The 17117-nt window shown below is 59.2% G+C and carries 14 protein-coding genes and 1 pseudogene; 3 read left to right on the top strand and 12 right to left on the bottom strand.

All coding sequences use genetic code 11. The features are described from left to right. Positions 1-11: 11 nt before the first annotated feature. Together N018_RS19795 and yejK are read right to left on the bottom strand one after the other, a co-directional pair. Entirely contained in the window at positions 12-362 is a 351-nt protein-coding gene (locus N018_RS19795; RefSeq protein ID WP_024645629.1) for a glutaredoxin family protein, read from the bottom strand. A 5-nt stretch (positions 363-367) separates the two neighbouring features. After that, entirely contained in the window at positions 368-1369 is a 1002-nt protein-coding gene (gene yejK, locus N018_RS19790; RefSeq protein ID WP_024645628.1) for a nucleoid-associated protein YejK, read from the bottom strand. 393 nt (positions 1370-1762) lie between these two features. On the opposite strand from yejK, the gene N018_RS19785 reads away from it, so the two are divergent. After that, positions 1763-2044: an HU family DNA-binding protein gene (locus tag N018_RS19785; protein ID WP_020292090.1), complete on the top strand. Its 282-nt coding sequence runs from the start codon at positions 1763-1765 to the stop codon at positions 2042-2044. Between the two features lie 147 nt (positions 2045-2191). On the opposite strand, the gene rlmF is transcribed toward N018_RS19785, so the two are convergent. From rlmF to N018_RS19760, 5 genes are all read right to left on the bottom strand, one after another. After that, a complete protein-coding gene (rlmF, locus tag N018_RS19780) occupies positions 2192-3178 on the bottom strand; it encodes a 23S rRNA (adenine(1618)-N(6))-methyltransferase RlmF (RefSeq protein WP_025390547.1) in 987 nt (328 codons plus the stop codon). Between the two features lie 142 nt (positions 3179-3320). Then, positions 3321-6167, bottom strand: a complete 2847-nt coding sequence (locus N018_RS19775; RefSeq protein ID WP_025390546.1) for a valine--tRNA ligase — start codon at positions 6165-6167, stop codon at positions 3321-3323. Between the two features lie 153 nt (positions 6168-6320). Beyond that, positions 6321-6767, bottom strand: coding sequence for a hypothetical protein (locus tag N018_RS19770; RefSeq protein ID WP_024645625.1), 447 nt, complete (start codon positions 6765-6767; stop codon positions 6321-6323). Between the two features lie 7 nt (positions 6768-6774). After that, positions 6775-7203 carry a DNA polymerase III subunit chi gene (locus N018_RS19765; protein WP_025390545.1) on the bottom strand — a complete coding sequence of 143 codons (429 nt, stop codon included), beginning with the start codon at positions 7201-7203 and terminating at the stop codon, positions 6775-6777. Between the two features lie 59 nt (positions 7204-7262). After that, positions 7263-8753: a leucyl aminopeptidase gene (locus N018_RS19760; protein ID WP_024645623.1), complete on the bottom strand. Its 1491-nt coding sequence runs from the start codon at positions 8751-8753 to the stop codon at positions 7263-7265. Positions 8754-9071: 318 nt separating this feature from the next. Between N018_RS19760 and lptF the strand changes: the two genes are divergently transcribed. Beyond that, a complete protein-coding gene (lptF, locus tag N018_RS19755) occupies positions 9072-10199 on the top strand; it encodes an LPS export ABC transporter permease LptF (RefSeq protein ID WP_024645622.1) in 1128 nt (375 codons plus the stop codon). Then, the gene (gene lptG / locus N018_RS19750) at positions 10186-11247 is read left to right on the top strand and encodes an LPS export ABC transporter permease LptG (RefSeq protein WP_024645621.1); all 1062 of its coding nucleotides are present in this window, start codon (positions 10186-10188) and stop codon (positions 11245-11247) included. The genes lptF and lptG overlap by 14 nt, the downstream gene beginning before the upstream one ends. A gap of 163 nt (positions 11248-11410) precedes the next feature. Here lptG and N018_RS19745 read toward each other — a convergent pair whose 3' ends face one another. The 5 genes and pseudogenes from N018_RS19745 to N018_RS19725 form a co-directional block, all read right to left on the bottom strand. Beyond that, positions 11411-11623 carry a cold-shock protein gene (locus tag N018_RS19745; RefSeq protein ID WP_005891387.1) on the bottom strand — a complete coding sequence of 71 codons (213 nt, stop codon included), beginning with the start codon at positions 11621-11623 and terminating at the stop codon, positions 11411-11413. Positions 11624-12027: 404 nt separating this feature from the next. Continuing rightward, positions 12028-13152 (bottom strand): glycine cleavage system aminomethyltransferase GcvT, encoded by a 1125-nt coding sequence (gene gcvT / locus N018_RS19740; RefSeq protein ID WP_025390544.1) that lies wholly within the window; start codon positions 13150-13152, stop codon positions 12028-12030. 69 nt (positions 13153-13221) lie between these two features. Then, positions 13222-16086 carry an aminomethyl-transferring glycine dehydrogenase gene (gene gcvP, locus N018_RS19735; RefSeq protein ID WP_025390543.1) on the bottom strand — a complete coding sequence of 955 codons (2865 nt, stop codon included), beginning with the start codon at positions 16084-16086 and terminating at the stop codon, positions 13222-13224. Between the two features lie 10 nt (positions 16087-16096). Beyond that, positions 16097-16480 carry a glycine cleavage system protein GcvH gene (gcvH, locus tag N018_RS19730; RefSeq protein ID WP_024645618.1) on the bottom strand — a complete coding sequence of 128 codons (384 nt, stop codon included), beginning with the start codon at positions 16478-16480 and terminating at the stop codon, positions 16097-16099. 348 nt (positions 16481-16828) lie between these two features. Further along, positions 16829-17071: pseudogene (locus tag N018_RS19725) on the bottom strand (TolC family protein); the annotation flags it as partial. Positions 17072-17117 lie beyond the last annotated feature (46 nt).

The following is a 17117-nucleotide window of genomic DNA, read 5'->3' as shown; positions in this document are numbered from 1 at the left end:
TGGTTTTCGTCCTACTTCAACGCCGCCAATATCTCATCCGGGGCGAAACCCCGGATCAGGGTGCCGTTGACATCGATCAGCGGGATGCCTCTACCGCCCAGTGCCTCATAAGCCTTGCGGCCTTGTTCGGACTTCTCGATGTCGAACTCCTGATACGCAATCCCCTTGCTGTCCAGAAAACGCCGGGTCTGTTTGCAGTAGCCGCACCAGTCAGTGGAGTACATCACTACTTTTGCCTGGCTGTAGCTTTGTACGACGTCTGCAGGGGGAGGACTGACGAAATGCTCGATTCTGCCCCAGTTCTGGTAAATGACCACGACCAGCATGATCAGGGCAAACTTCTTGAGGGTGCGCATCAGCATGCGGGTTACCGTCGCTTCAACTGGTCTGTCAGTTGGGTTGGCAGCCCTTTGATGATCAAGGTGCCTGCCGTCTCGTCGTATTCGATCTTGTCGCCCAGCAGATGGGCTTCAAAGCTGATCGACAGACCTTCAGCGCGACCGGTGAAGCGGCGAAACTGATTGAGGGTGCGCTTATCCGCCGGGATTTCCGGGGACAGGCCGTAGTCCTTGTTGCGGATGTGATCGTAGAACGCGCGCGGGCGCTCTTCGTCGATCAGTTCGGACAGCTCTTCGAGGCCCATCGGTTCGCCCATCTTGCTCTGGCTGCTGGCGTAGTCGACCAGTGTCTTGGTCTTCTCGCGCGCCGAATCCTCTGGCAGGTCTTCGCTTTCGACGAAGTCACTGAACGCCTTGAGCAGGGTGCGGGTTTCGCCCGGGCCGTCCACGCCTTCCTGGCAGCCGATGAAGTCGCGGAAGTACTCCGAGACCTTCTTGCCATTCTTGCCTTTGATGAACGAGATGTACTGCTTGGACTGCTTGTTGTTTTGCCACTCGGAAATATTGATTCGGGCTGCAAGGTGCAGTTGGCCGAGATCCAGGTGCCGGGATGGGGTCACGTCCAGTTCGGCATTCACTGCCACGCCTTCGCTGTGGTGCAGCAGGGCGATGGCCAGGTAGTCGGTCATGCCTTGCTGGTAATGGGCAAACAGAACGTGTCCGCCCACTGACAGATTGGATTCTTCCATAAGCTTCTGCAGGTGCTCGACGGCCACTCGCGAGAACGCTGTGAAGTCGCTGCCGCCGTCGATGTATTCTTTCAGCCAGCCGCTGAAAGGATGCGCGCCAGACTCGGGATGGAACAGGCCCCATGCCTTGCCCTGTTTGGCGTTATAACTTTCATTGAGGTCAGCCAGCATGTTTTCGATTGCCTGGGATTCGGCGAGTTCAGAGTCGCGGGCATGGAGAACAGCGGGCGTACCGTCGGGTTTCTTCTCGATCAGGTGGACAATGCAATGGCGGATCGGCATGGGCTTCTCGGCTGAAAAAGGTGAAGAGCGTGCAGCTCGTTGCAATGCGCCAAGTGTAACGCACGCCTGTGCCTGCCGGCCTTGATCCGGCTGGTTTTCACGTTTGAACGACGCTCGCTGAGCGTTTTTTGTGCAATTGCCATCAAAACCTGACCAAAAGGATAGGTAGGAGCGGATATTTGCCCGGCTCTGTGCTAGTTTTGCGCGGTCTTGCGCACTTAGCGCGTCAAGCATGCAGATTGTGTACACGTAGGCCGAACCATTACCCGGTTTCAGTATCTACACTTTCGCGATTAATCGTGGCTGCTAGCGGTTGGTGAGGTTTTTTGCCTGGCTACTGGCCGACGTTGCGCTCTGCAATCCAAATGAATTTGATAGGGAAGGAACACCACCATGGCTCTTACTAAAGACCAATTGATCGCCGATATCGCTGAAGCCATCGACGCGCCAAAAACCACCGCGCGTAATGCTCTTGAGCAATTGGGCCAAATTGTTGCCGACCAATTGGAAAACGGCGTGGAAATCACTTTGCCAGGTATCGGCAAACTGAAAGTTGCAGAGCGTCCAGCGCGTACCGGTCGCAATCCTTCGACTGGCGCCGCCATCGAAATCGCTGCCAAGAAAGTTATCAAGTTCGTACCAGCCAAAGTGCTGAGCGACTCGATCAACAAGTAAGCGCCCGCTTGCTGTAGAAAGCCGTGCACCGGTTAACCGGGCACGGCTTTTTTGTGGGCGCTCGGTCAGATGCCTCGCGCAGCATCGGACGCAGAGCGTCCAGAACGGCATGCCGACGCTTCAGAGCATTGGCACGATAGTCAAATGTCAGACCTTCGTGCGCTGTGCCTTGTCGAGAAAGGTCCAGGCCACGAAGCGGCTTTGTTTCTGGCCTTGGCCCATTTCCACGACTTTTACCTCAAGCGCGCCGGCTTTCTTCAGGGCGCTCTGGATCGGAGGCAGGTTGCTTGCCTTGGAGACCAGGGTGCTGAACCACACCACCTGGCCGGGCAGTTTGGCGCTTTCCTGAATCAGTTGGGTCACAAAGCCGATCTCGCCGCCTTCGCACCACAATTCCTGAGATTGGCCACCGAAATTGAGCACCGGCAGTTTGCGCTTGGGATCGGCTTTGCCCAGCGCGCGCCATTTGCGCTGGCTGCCACGCTGCGCTTCATCCAGCGAGGCGTGGAAGGGCGGGTTGCAGAGGCTCACAGCGAAGCGTTCGGTGTTGTCGAGCAACCCCAGCAGGATTTGTTTGCGATGGCTCTGCTGGCGCACTGTGATCGCCTTGTGCAGGCCGTTGGCTTTGACGATGGTGGTCGCAGCCGCGATGGCGGTGGTGTCGATGTCCGAGCCCACGAATTGCCAGCCATAGTCGCTGTGTCCCAGCAGCGGGTAGATGCAGTTGGCGCCCGTGCCGATATCCAGTGCCTTGACCGACGGCCCGCGCGGGATCACACCGGCGTTGTCTTCGGCCAGCAGGTCAGCGAGAAAGTGCAGGTAGTCCGCACGCCCCGGAATCGGCGGGCACAGATAATCCGCCGGAATATCCCAATGCGCGATGCCATAGAACGACTTGAGTAATGCACGATTGAATACCCGTACCGCCTGCGGGTTGGCGAAGTCGATGCTTTCCTTGCCGTAAGGATTGAGAATCACGAAAGCTGCCAGCTCGGGACTGGATTTGATCAGCTTCGGAAAATCGTAATGCCCCTGATGCCGATTGCGTGGGTGCAAGGTGGCCTTTTCACGCGGCGCGGCAGGCTTTACTGCCCGCTGAGGTTTTTTGCGCGGTGGTTTTGGGGTATCGGTCATGGGTTCGATTTTCAGCCGTGCTGTTGAGTGGCCTGGCTTATTCGCGAGCAAGGCGGCGATACGCCTTGCTCGCGAATAAGTCAGTGCAGAACTTCAGATAATAAAAAGCCAGCCCGGATAGGGGCTGGCTTGTCTGGCCACCTTACAGGCTGGCTATGCGTGCGTGTTGCTCGGCCAGTTTGCCCAGTGCCTGTTCGGCTTCGGTCAGCTTGGCGCGTTCCTTGGCGATGACTTCAGGTGGTGCCTTGTCGACGAATGCTGCGTTGGACAGCTTGCCACCGACACGTTGCACCTCGCCTTGCAGGCGCTGGATTTCCTTGTCCAGGCGCGCCAGTTCGACACCCTTGTCGATCAGCCCGGCCATCGGCACCAGCACTTCCATGTCACCCACCAGTGCGGTGGCCGACAACGGCGCCTCGGCCCCTTCGGTCAGTACGGTCATGGATTCGAGCTTGGCCAGCTTCTTGAGCAGGTAATCGTTTTCGCTCAGGCGACGCTGGTCTTCGGCGCTGACATTCTTGAGGAACAACTGCAGCGGCTTGCCCGGACCGATGTTCATCTCGCCACGGATATTACGCACGGCGAGCATCAGGCCCTTGAGCCATTCGATGTCGTCTTCGGCAGCCTGATCAATGCGCGCTTCGTTGGCCACTGGCCAAGGCTGCAGCATGATGGTCTTGCCTTCCACACCGGCCAGCGGCGCGAGGCGCTGCCAGATTTCCTCGGTGATGAACGGCATGAACGGATGCGCCAGGCGCAACGCGACTTCCAGTACGCGCACCAGCGTGCGACGCGTGCCGCGCTGACGCTCGACCGGTGCGGTTTCGTCCCACAGCACGGGCTTGGACAGCTCCAGATACCAGTCGCAATACTGGTTCCAGATGAACTCGTACAACGCCTGCGCGGCGAGGTCGAAGCGGAATTGATCCAGTTGACGGGTCACTTCGGCTTCGGTGCGTTGCAGTTGCGAGATGATCCAGCGATCAGCCAGCGACAGCTCGACGGGTTCGCCGTTTTGACCACAGTCTTCGCCCTTGTCCAGCACGTAGCGTGCAGCGTTCCAGATCTTGTTGCAGAAGTTGCGGTAGCCTTCCACGCGGCCCATGTCGAACTTGATGTCACGACCGGTGGATGCCAGAGAACAGAAGGTGAAGCGCAGGGCGTCGGTGCCGTAGCTGGCGATGCCATCGGCGAATTCCTGACGGGTCTGCTTCTCGATCTTCTTCGCCAGTTGCGGCTGCATCAGGCCATTGGTGCGTTTCTGCACCAGGGTTTCCAGGTCGATACCGTCAACAATGTCCAGCGGGTCGAGGACGTTGCCCTTGGACTTGGACATCTTCTGGCCCTGACCATCACGCACCAGGCCGTGGACGTAAACCGTCTTGAACGGAACTTGCGGTGTGCCGTCCTCGTTCTTCACCAGGTGCATGGTCAGCATGATCATCCGGGCGACCCAGAAGAAAATGATGTCGAAACCGGTGACCAGCACGTCGGTGGAGTGGAAGGTTTCCAGCGCTTTGGTCTTTTCCGGCCAGCCGAGCGTGGAGAAGGTCCACAGCCCCGAGCTGAACCAAGTGTCGAGTACGTCGTTGTCCTGTTGCAGCACAACCTCGGGAGCAAGATTGTGCTTGGCACGCACTTCGGCTTCGTCGCGGCCGACGTAGACCTTGCCGGACTCGTCGTACCAGGCCGGGATGCGGTGGCCCCACCAGAGCTGACGGCTGATGCACCAGTCCTGGATGTCACGCATCCACGAGAAATACATGTTTTCGTACTGCTTGGGCACGAACGCTATACGGCCGTCTTCGACAGCGGCAATCGCAGGTTCGGCCAGCGGTTTGGTGGACACGTACCACTGATCCGTCAGCCACGGCTCGATGATGGTGCCGGAGCGGTCGCCTTTCGGTACTTTCAGCGCGTGATCATCGACGCTGACCAGCAGGCCAGCGGCGTCGAATGCAGCAACGATCTGTTTGCGGGCTTCAAAACGGTCAAGGCCGGCGTAGGCCGCAGGCAGGCTGCCGTCGACGCTTTCGTTCAGCGTGCCATCAAGGTTGAACACCTGAGCAGCAGGCAGAACGCTGGCATTCTTGTCGAAGATGTTCAGCAGCGGCAGGTTATGGCGCTTGCCGACTTCGTAGTCGTTGAAATCGTGAGCCGGGGTAATTTTTACGCAGCCGGTGCCGAATTCAGGGTCGCAGTAATCATCGGCGATGATCGGAATGCGGCGGCCAACCAGCGGCAGTTCGACGAATTTTCCGATCAGTGCCTTGTAGCGCTCGTCTTCCGGGTTCACCGCAACAGCGGCGTCACCGAGCATGGTTTCCGGGCGGGTGGTGGCGACGATCAGGTAATTCAGGCCTTCAGCGGTTTTTGCGCCGTCAGCCAGTGGATAGCGCAGGTTCCACAGATGGCCTTTCTCGTCGTGGTTTTCCACTTCGAGGTCGGAAATCGCGGTGTGCAGCTTGGTGTCCCAGTTGACCAGTCGCTTGCCACGATAGATCAGGCCGTCTTCATGCAGGCGCACGAAGGCTTCTTTCACAGCGTCGGACAGGCCGTCGTCCATGGTGAAACGCTCACGGGTCCAGTCGACCGACGAACCCAGGCGACGGATCTGACGGCTGATGTTGCCACCGGACTCGGCCTTCCACTCCCAGATCTTGTCCAGAAACTTCTCGCGGCCCAGCTCGTGACGGCTGATGCCTTGTGCTTCGAGACGACGCTCCACCAGCATCTGCGTGGCGATACCGGCGTGGTCGGTACCCGGTTGCCACAGGGTATTGCGACCCTGCATGCGACGGAAACGGATCAGCGCGTCCATGATCGCGTTGTTGAAACCGTGACCCATGTGCAGGCTGCCGGTGACGTTCGGCGGCGGGATCATGATGGTGTACGAGTCACCCGCACCTTGCGGAGCGAAGTAATTCTCGGACTCCCAGGTCTGATACCAGGAAGTTTCAATGGCGTGCGGCTGGTAGGTCTTGTCCATGCGCGGGGGGAACCTGTGGCATTAATTCGGGAAAGCCGATAAGTATAGCCCTTGCGGGCCGTGGCAGGCCATAAAAGCAGTTGTAAGCTGCAGGCATCAAGAGGAGAGCTGTTGCTTTTACTTGCAGCTTGCAGCTCATGGCTTGTCGTTGCCTTAACTGCCTTTGGCTGCCGCGATGAGTCGCTCCATTCTCGCTTCGAGCCGACGCTTGATTTCGGTTTCGATGTGCGGCGCGAAGTCGTCGATCACGTCCTGCATGATCAATTGCGCGGCGGCACGCAGTTCGCTGTCCATATGTAGCAGCGCATCGGGGTTGGGCTGCGTTTGAGCCTGGGGTGCCTGCTGAGGGGGCTGTAATTGTTCGACAGGCGCAGCCTGCACATCCGGCGTCAGGGTCGGGATGTCGTCTTCGTTAACGTCTTCCGGGTGTGTCGATGCAGGCCGGGTGCCCACCATATCGAACAGCAGCGGAATTTGCCCTTCACGATGCACCGTGTCGGTCAGCAGAGGGGAGTGTGTGGCGTCATCGCCGAGCAATTGGCGGATCGACTCGAGGTCGTCCAGCAAATGCGCGGATTCAGCTTTTTTTGAAGTGTCCATCGGGTCCTCAAAGACGCTGCAGTCGGTGATCTTGCGGAGGATAGCCCTGTTCGCGGTAGGCGCGGAAGCTCTCGCGTGCCGCAAGGCGTATGGCCGGGTCTTCGACAACCACTTCTGCCACGCGGGCGAAACGGGTGAAAAAGGCCGGGATGTTCAGGTCGAGGTTGACCAGCAGATCGTCGTGCGCGCCCGAGTCATCGCCCAGGCCCAGCACGACAGGCGCGTCGTGATCGAGCTCGGCGTCGCCATGGGGCAGAAATACTTCTCCCTTGAAGCGCCAGAGTCGTGCGTCGAGGTCTTCACGTTGCGCTGCATCGCTGCAATGCAGGTAGACCCTGTGGCCGAGGCGCCAGGCTTTTTCCGTGAGCTTGCAGGCAAAGTCCAGGCGGGCAGTAGGGTCTGCGCTTGGCAGGATGTAAAAATCGACTTGAGTCATGTGCGGTCCGGAACCTGTGGCGTATCGACGGTCAGGCCGATACGCCAGGGTTGCTGTTTTTAAACGCCAGCGCGGTCGAGCAGGTATTGGGTCAGCAGCGGAACCGGACGCCCAGTGGCGCCTTTGTCCTTGCCGCCGCTCAGCCATGCGGTGCCGGCGATGTCCAGGTGCGCCCACTCGTAGGCCTTGGTGAAACGCGACAGGAAGCAGGCTGCGGTGATAGTGCCGCCTTTCGGACCGCCGATGTTGGCAATGTCGGCGAACGGGCTGTCCAGTTGCTCTTGATATTCATCAAACAGCGGCAACTGCCAGGCACGGTCATCCGCTTGTTTGCCCGCGTCGAGCAATTGATTGATCAGCGCGTCATTGTTGCCCAGCAGGCCGGAGGTGTGGCCGCCCAGCGCAACCACGCAGGCGCCGGTCAGGGTCGCGATATCGATTACGGCCTGTGGCTTGAAACGTTCGGCATAGGTCAATGCATCACACAGCACCAGACGGCCTTCGGCGTCAGTGTTGAGGATTTCGACGGTCTGGCCGCTCATGGTCGTGACGATGTCGCCCGGGCGCGTGGCGGTGCCGCTCGGCATGTTTTCGGCGCAGGCCAGAATACACACCACGTTGATCGGCAGTTTCAATTCCAGCACGGCACGCAGGGTGCCGAACACGCTGGCGGCGCCGCACATGTCGAACTTCATCTCGTCCATGCCCGAGGCAGGCTTGATGCTGATGCCGCCAGTGTCAAAGGTAATACCTTTGCCGACCAGTACGAAGGGCTGGTCGCCTTTCTTGCCGCCCTGATAGTTCATGACGATCAGGCGCGGTGGCTGGGCGCTGCCCTGTGCTACGGCGAGAAACGAACCCATGCCCAGTTCGGCGAGTTTCTTCTCGTCGTGAATCTCCACTTTCAGGTTCTTGTGTGCCTTGCCCAGTGCCTTGGCTTCTTCGCCCAGATAGGTCGGGTGGCAGATGTTCGGTGGCAGGTTGCCCAGGTCGCGGGTCAGTGCCATGCCGGTGGCGATCGCCTGAGCATGAGCTGAGGCACGTTCGACGTCGGCTACGCTGATCTTGTCAGTCAGCAGGGTGATTTTCTTCAGCGGGCGAACTTCGGCTTTCTGGGTCTTGAAACGGTCGAAGACGTATTCTCCATCGGCCAGCGCCTCGACCAGCAGACGAGCCTTGCCGTAGGTGTCGCGGTTCTTGACGGACAGGTCATCAAGCGCAATCGCTGCATCGCTGCCGCCCAGGCCTTTGAGGCAAGAGAGAACGCCAGCGACCAGTTTCTTCAATTGACGGTCCGACAGCTCGCCGTCCTTGCCGGTACCGATCAGCAGTACGCGCTCGGCCTTGATGTTGGGCAGGTTGGTCAGCAGCAGGCTCTGGCCTGACTTGCCCGCCAGGTCGCCGCGCTTCAGAACGGCGGAGATAGCGCCGCCGCTGAGGGTGTCGACGGTCTGGGCAGCGCCGACCAACACACGGCTTTCACTGACGGTGACCACCAGCGTTGCGGTTTTCAAGGTTTCTGGGCTTACGCTTTTAACAACCAATTCCATGTGGGGTCCCCGAATAGGCGATGAGAGTCGCAATATGAATAATGTTTGCGGCAGGGCCTGGGTGTTCTCAAGGGCGATGGCCGCGCTAAGCCTTGCAGTTTGACCCCGCTGCACGACTGCTGACAACCCCGCAGAGCCGCCTGCTTTACCTGTATGTGCGAACTATCCCCGGTGTGCAGTGACAGAAACGCACAATCACAGGATAATGCCGCATATTTTTTGATGCCCACGCCTTTTGCAGGTGTGAATTTCCGGTTGCCGTGGCTCACAATTTTCCCTGTTTGGCCGCCTGAGCCTGACAACCCTGGAGTGTCTGGTTTGATTGTCTTTCGTTATCTGTCCCGAGAAGTGCTGCTTACCCTGAGCGCGATCAGCGCCGTGCTGCTGGTGTTTATCATGAGTGGGCGGTTCATCAAGTACCTGGCGCAGGCCGCTTCCGGTGCGCTTGATCCGGGCGTGCTGTTCATGATCATGGGCTTCCGCCTGCCGGGCTTTCTGCAGGTGATTCTGCCGCTGGGGCTGTTTCTCGGCATCCTTATGGCGTATGGCCGTCTGTATCTGGAAAGTGAAATGACCGTGCTGGCCGCAACCGGCATGAGCCAGCAGCGTCTGCTTGCCATTACCATGGGCCCGGCAGCATTGGTCGGTCTGGTGGTCGCCTGGCTGAGTTTCAGTCTGGCTCCACAGGGCGCTGCGCAGTTTTCGCAACTGATCAATCAGCAGGATGCCATGACCGAATTCGACACGCTGGTGCCGGGTCGTTTTCAGGCATTGCGAGACGGCACGCGTATCACCTACACCAAGGAGCTGTCGGAGGATCGCTCGCAACTGGCGGGCGTGTTCATTTCTGAAAAGCGCACGGCCAGTGACAAGAGCAAGGACAACGGCATCACCGTGCTGGTGGCCGAGAAAGGGCATCAGGAGGTCCAGCCCAATGGCAGTCGTTTCCTGATTCTGGAAAACGGCTATCGCTACGACGGTACTCCAGGCGCTGCTGATTACCGCGTGATCAAGTACGACACTTATGGCGCGGCGCTGCCCAAGCCTGAAATCAGCGAAGAAATCACCGACCGTGAAGCCATCCCGACCAGTGAATTGTTCGGCAATCCGGCAGCGCGTTCCGTCGCCGAGCTGCAGTGGCGTATATCGCTGCCGCTGTCGGTGTTCATCGTGACCTTGATGGCCATTCCGCTGTCACGGGTCAATCCGCGTCAGGGCCGCTACCTGAAGCTGCTTCCGGCGATCCTTCTATATATGTCGTATCTGGCCATTCTGATCTCGGTGCGCAGTTCGCTGGAGAAAGGCAAGCTGCCGCTCAGTCTGGGAATGTGGTGGGTGCACGCGATCTACCTGTCTATCGGTCTGGTGCTGTTCTATTGGGAGCCTATACGGCTGAAGATGGCGAGTCGTCGTAGCGTCACGGAGGTGACTCGTGGTCAAGCTTGATCGTTACATCGGCAAAAGCGTGCTGCTGGCCATCCTCGCGGTTCTGGGGATCATTCTGGGCCTGGTTTCATTGTTCGCGTTCATCGACGAGATGGGCGACATCAGCGACACCTACACGCTGCTGGATGCCCTCAGCTACGTCATGCTGACCGCGCCGCGCCGTGTCTACGACACTTTGCCGATGGCCGCGCTGATCGGCTGTCTGATCGGTCTGGGGACGCTGGCCAGCAGCAGTGAGCTGACCATCATGCGCGCCGCCGGTGTGTCCATCGGGCGCATCGTCTGGGCGGTCATGAAGCCAATGCTGCTGCTGATGATTTCCGGCGTACTGGTGGGCGAGTACGTCGCTCCCTACGCCGAGAACCAGGCCCAGGCGGCACGTTCTCTGGCCCAGGGCTCGGGCGATGCGCAAAGCGCCCGGCATGGCCTGTGGCACCGGCAGGGCAATGAATTCATCCATATCAATACGGTACAGCCCAATGGGTTGATGCTGGGTGTGACGCGTTATCGCTTCGACGATCAGCGTCACATGCTGACATCCAGTTTCGCCAAGGAAGCCCACTTCAAGACCGATTACTGGGAATTGAAGGAAGTTACCACGACGAAATTCAATGAAGGCAGCACCGAAGTCGTTAACACGCCGGACGAGCGCTGGGATGTATCACTGAGCCCGCAATTGCTCAGTACGGTGATCATGCCGCCCGAGTCGCTGTCGATCAGCGGTCTCTGGAGTTATTCCCATTACCTGGCTGATCAGGGCCTGAGCAATGGCCGCTACTGGCTGGCGTTCTGGACCAAGGTGTTGCAACCGGCCGTTACCGTGGCGCTGGTACTGATGGCCATTTCGTTCATCTTCGGCCCGTTGCGTTCTGTAACGCTGGGCCAGCGGGTATTCACGGGTGTTGTGGTTGGCTTTACCTTCCGCATCATTCAGGACCTGCTGGGCCCGTCGAGTCTGCTGTTCGGCTTCCCGCCGCTATTGGCAGTGCTGCTACCTGCGGCGGCCTGCGCGCTGGCAGGCGTGTTGCTGCTGCGCCGCGCCGGATAGGGGCGGAGCGTCACTGAAAAAGCCGACTGCGAGTCGGCTTTTTCATGGGCGATGGTTAACGCCAGTTGACGCCGAAGTTCGCTGCGTTACCTGAACGCAGATGCAAAAAAGCCTCTGGCAGAGAGGCCAGAGGCTTTTTGTGTACAGCCTGAAAAGGCGGCGCTTAGCCTTCAGCCTGAACTTCGTCAGCCTGCAGACCTTTCTGGCCCTGTACTGCAACGAAGGTAACTTTCTGGCCTTCTTTCAGGCTCTTGAAGCCATTACCCTGAATCGCCCGGAAGTGCACGAACAGATCCGGCCCGCTCTCAGGAGTGATAAAACCAAAACCTTTTTCGTCGTTGAACCACTTGACGGTACCGCTCTGACGTTCAGCCATTTTCTTATTTCCTTTGACGCTTGAATTAATGACAGCCTCTTTCACAGGAAAGAGTACTGGGGCTGGTTGCAGGAAGTAAGAAACGTAGAACGGGTTGTAGCAACCTAGAGCTACTGCCCAGGTCCAGATTCAGCGACCCATGCAAACACAGTTCAGAAACTCTACGCCAACTCCAGTTACAAAAACAAGCCCCCGCCGTTTGCCTGCTTCGTACCCTGTTTACGGGGGCTTCAGCAATATTCTGTCCGCATTCACCGATAAAGTGCGGGCGCAGGCTCGCTATAATATTTTGCACTTTATAGGTGCATTTTTTGCATAAGCCGTTCGCTGTTCCCGATGGAATTAAGTCGTTGGGAACAGCGAACGCAGAGCACTACAGGTTGTTATTTTTTTGACGCCTTTATTTAGCCGCGGAAGTAACGTTGCGCAACGAAAGGCATTTTAGTCACTCGCATTGGAACTTTCTTGCCGCGCACCATGGCCCAGACCTCTGTGTCCAGTGCTGCATGCTGGCTGTCCAGATAACCCATCGCCAGCGGGCCGCCCAGACTTGGGCCGAAGCCACCACTGCACACTGTGCCGATGACTGCGTCCTGTGCATCGACGATCTGCGTGCCTTCACGTACCGGCGTGCGCTCCTGCGGCAGCAGGCCGACGCGCTTCTTGTCCACCCCGTTTTGCTGCTGGGCAAAAATCTGCTCGGCACCCGGAAAGCCTCCCGCGCGCGCGCCATCAGCGCGGCGTACTTTGGAGATCGCCCACAACAGGCTGGCCTGAATCGGTGACGTTTGAGTGTCCATGTCATGGCCGTACAGACACAGGCCGGCTTCCAGACGCAGCGAATCACGCGCGCCCAGGCCGATAGGAGCGACTTCCGGCTCATCGAGCAAGCGCCGCGCCAAGGCTTCTGCCTGCTCAGCCGGAACTGAAATTTCATAGCCGTCTTCGCCGGTGTAGCCCGAGCGGCTGACGAAGCACTGAACGCCCAGCAGCGTGACGCTGATGAACTGCATGAAGGTCATGCTCGCGACTTCGGGTGCAAGGCGTGCCAGCACCGTCACGGCCTCCGGTCCCTGCAATGCGAGAAGGGCGCGCTCTTCAAACAGCGGCTCGATCGTACATTGACCGGCCAGGTGCTTGCGAAGGTGCGCAAGGTCCTGCTCCTTGCAGGCGGCGTTGACCACCAGCAGCAACTGATCGTTACCGAGGTTGGCGACCATCAGGTCGTCGAGGATGCCGCCGGATTCGTTAGTGAACATCGCATAGCGCTGCATGCCGACCGGCAGATCAATGATGTCGACCGGCACCAGGGTTTCCAGCGCCTTTGCAGCACCTGCACCGCCAAGGCGAATCTGCCCCATGTGCGAGACGTCGAACAGTCCGGCCTGAGCGCGGGTGTGCAAGTGTTCCTTCATCACGCCAGCCGGGTATTGCACGGGCATGTCGTAGCCAGCGAAAGGCACCATCTTTGCGCCCAGTTCGCGATGAAGGGCGTGCAGCGGAGTGGTGAGCAGCTTATCGGTGGACATGTTGAATTCCTTGTTAGGCGAACCACACGCCAGCGCCAGGATGAATGGCGCTGGCAGGCAGCGGGGCGATCAGGCTTCCTGATAGCTCTCGATGGACGGGCAGGCACAGACCAGGTTGCGGTCGCCGAACACGTTGTCGACACGTCCGACCGGAGGCCAGTACTTGTTCTCGATCAACGAGGCGACCGGGTACACCGCCTGTTCACGGCTGTAAGGGTGGCTCCACTGGCCGACGATTTCTGCAGCGGTATGCGGCGCGTTCTTCAGCGGGTTGTCTTCCTTGTCCAGCGTGCCGTCCTCGACTGCACGGATTTCTTCGCGGATCTTGATCATGGCGTCGCAGAAACGGTCCAGCTCTTCTCGGGATTCGCTCTCGGTCGGCTCGATCATCAGGGTTCCGGCAACCGGGAACGACATGGTCGGCGCGTGGAAACCGAAGTCGATCAGGCGCTTGGCCACGTCGTCGACGCTGATACCGCTGCTGTCCTTGATCGGGCGCAGGTCAAGAATGCATTCGTGTGCCACCAGACCGTTGGTGCCGGTGTACAGCACCGGGTAGTGCTCTTCCAGGCGACGCGAGATGTAGTTGGCGTTGAGAATCGCCAGTTGTGAAGCGCGCTTGAGGCCTTCGCCCCCCATCATACGAATGTACATCCAGGTAATCGGCAGGATGCTGGCGCTGCCGAATGGTGCCGCGCAGACCGCGCCTTCCTTGCGCTCCATGCGAGCGTGACCGGGCATGAACGGTGCGAGGTGCGACTTGACGCCAATCGGACCGACGCCAGGGCCGCCGCCGCCGTGCGGGATGCAGAATGTCTTGTGCAGGTTGAGGTGCGAGACGTCGCCGCCGAACTTGCCCGGCGCGCACAGGCCAACCATCGCGTTCATGTTCGCGCCATCGATGTACACCTGGCCTCCATTGTCATGAACGATGGCGCAGATTTCGCGGATGCCTTCTTCGAACACGCCGTGGGTCGACGGGTAGGTGATCATCATGGCCGCAAGCTGGTCGCGATGCTGAACGGCCTTGGCGCGCAGGTCTTCGATGTCGACGTTGCCGCGTGCATCGCAGGCGGTCACTACCACGCGCATACCCGCCATGTTGGCAGTTGCCGGGTTGGTGCCATGGGCCGATGAGGGGATCAGGCAGATATCACGGTGTTGATCGCCACGGCTCTGATGGTAGGCGCGGATCGCCAGCAGACCGGCATATTCACCCTGCGAGCCGGCGTTGGGCTGCAGCGAGATCGCGTCATAACCGGTGGCGGCGCAGAGCATGGCTTCCAGTTCATCGGTCAGTTGCTGATAACCGGCGCTTTGCTCGGCAGGCGCGAACGGGTGCAGGTTGCCGAACTCGGCCCAGGTCACCGGGATCATTTCGCTGGCCGCGTTGAGTTTCATGGTGCACGAGCCGAGCGGGATCATGGTTCGGTCCAGCGCCAGGTCCTTGTCGGCCAGCTTGCGCAGGTAGCGCATCAGTTCGGTTTCAGAGTGATAGCGGTTGAATACCGGGTGGCTGAGAATCGACGATTGGCGCAGCAGGGCTGTCGGCAGACGCGACTGAACGCTGTCCGCCAGTGCGGCGAAGTCCGGAACGCTCTGACCATCGCTGGCGAAGATTTCCCACAACGTTTCGACCGCCGACTGCGAGGTGGTCTCGTCAAGTGACAGGCCCAGACGCTGATCGTCGATCTCGCGCAGGTTGATGTGGCGGGCGCGGGCGGCGGCGTGCAGTGCGGCGGTTTTGCTGCCGGTAACGAGCGTCAGGCTGTCAAAAAAGAAGGCTTGTTCGGCTTTCAGGCCCAGCTGGCTCAAGCCTTCGGCAAGGATTGCCGTCAACTGATGAACGCGCTTGGCGATCTGCGTCAGGCCGCGCGGGCCGTGATACACCGCGTACATGCTGGCGATGTTGGCCAGCAAAACTTGCGCGGTGCAGATGTTGCTGGTGGCCTTCTCGCGACGAATATGCTGTTCGCGGGTCTGCATTGCGAGGCGCAGGGCCTGCTTGCCGTGGCGATCCACCGACACACCGACCAGACGGCCTGGCATATCACGCTTGAATGCGTCGCGCGTCGAGAAATAGGCCGCATGCGGGCCGCCGAAGCCCAGCGGTACGCCAAAGCGTTGCGCGCTGCCGATGGCCACGTCTGCGCCAAACTCGCCTGGAGGGGTCAGCAGGGTCAGGGCCAGCAGGTCCGCCGCGACCGCTACCAGCGCGTTGGCACTGTGGAAACGTTCGATAAGCTCGCGGTAATCGAACACGTCGCCATTGCTGGCCGGGTATTGCAGCAGCGCACCGAAATAATCGCTGACATCGCCCAGGTCTGCCTCATCTGCGACAACAACCGTGATACCCAGCGGCTCGGCGCGGGTGCGCAATACATCGAGGGTCTGCGGGTGGCAGTGGCTGGAGGCGAAGAACTGCTGGCTGCCCTTGTTTTTGCTCAGGCGCTTGCAGAACGTCATCGCTTCCGCCGCTGCAGTGGCTTCGTCGAGCAACGAGGCGTTGGCAATCGGCAGGCCGGTCAGGTCGCTGATCAGGGTCTGGAAATTGAGCAGCGACTCAAGACGGCCTTGCGAAATCTCTGGCTGGTAGGGCGTGTATGCGGTGTACCAGGCCGGGTTTTCCAGCAGGTTGCGCAGGATCGGGGCCGGTGTGTGGGTGTTGTAGTAACCCTGGCCAATGTAGGTCTTGAACAGCTGGTTCTTGCTGGCGATGGCTTTGATGGACGCCAGCGCATCAGCTTCGCTCTGTCCGGCAGGCAGGTTGAGCACGCTGGTGCCCTTGATGCTTTCCGGAATCACGCTATCGCTGAGCGCTTCGATGGAGTCAAAACCGAGCGTTTGCAGCATCGCCTGTTCGTCGTCAGCGCGTGGGCCAATGTGGCGGGCGATGAATTCGTTGGCAGTGGTCAGTTGAATAGGGTCAGTCATGGCGTGCTCCTCAGGCTTCGGCGTTGGCTTTGATCAGGCGGTCGTAGGCGTCCTGATCCAGCAGGCCGTTGATGGCCGTGGCATCTTGCGGGATGAAGCGAAAGAACCAGCCTGCGCCAAGCGCGTCTTCGTTGACCAGCTCTGGCGTAGCGTCGAGCGCCGAATTGACGTCGACCACTTCACCGTCAAGTGGCATGTTGATGCTGCTGGCAGCTTTTACCGACTCCACCACCGACACTTCGGCGTGTTGAGTGTAGGTCTGCAATTCCGGAAGCTGTACGAAAACCACATCGCCAAGCGACTCTTGGGCGTACGGCGTGATGCCAACCGTCACGCTGCCATCGGTTTCGGCACGCAGCCACTCGTGATCAACGGTAAATCGCAACTCGCTCATACAGACTCCTCGGATGATAAGGCGGCGCGCTTGGCGCAAAACATAATGGCTTTGACTTAGCAATTTCGCGGCCATATTTGATTTTTCCTTTTAAATCAAATGGTTGAAGTTTTACGAGAGAGGTGGGCGATTGATGTCTGTAGCGGAATCGCTACAGATCAGTGCCAGTGGAAAATGCCTTTCTGATCAACGCCTTGATACCAAGGGGTTGCAGTGGTCTGGAGCGAAATCATTACGCTGTAATGATTTCGTTTCAGAAGACGCGCGGTGAGGGTGCGCTGAGGAGAGCAGAGGGCGTTACACCCAGAAGCGCATGGGCACTGAAGGGATACCAAATCTCGCAGAAGCCTACGGCTTGGGTACGGCAGCGACGACGGAAATATTGCCTGCTTCCCATTGTGACTCCCGCGCATTCAGCGCGGTTGCAATCGACTGCACCTTGGTGGACGGCAGCTCTGACGGCAGCGGATCCAGACCTGCACTGGCGAAAATCTGACCGTAGGCGTTACGCAGGTCTGCGTACGCCAGGTCTCGACGCAAGTCGGCCTGCAGGGTGTTCAGTTCGCCCTGAATCAAATCCAGCTCGCCTAGCCGTTGCCAGGAACGATACGTCCTGACAGTTCGCTGGCGGGTGCGG

The sequence above is a fragment of the Pseudomonas syringae CC1557 genome (assembly GCF_000452705.1).
GTDB classification, from domain to species: Bacteria; Pseudomonadota; Gammaproteobacteria; order Pseudomonadales; family Pseudomonadaceae; genus Aquipseudomonas; species Aquipseudomonas syringae_F.
This window is presented reverse-complemented; position numbering and strand designations above follow the sequence as displayed.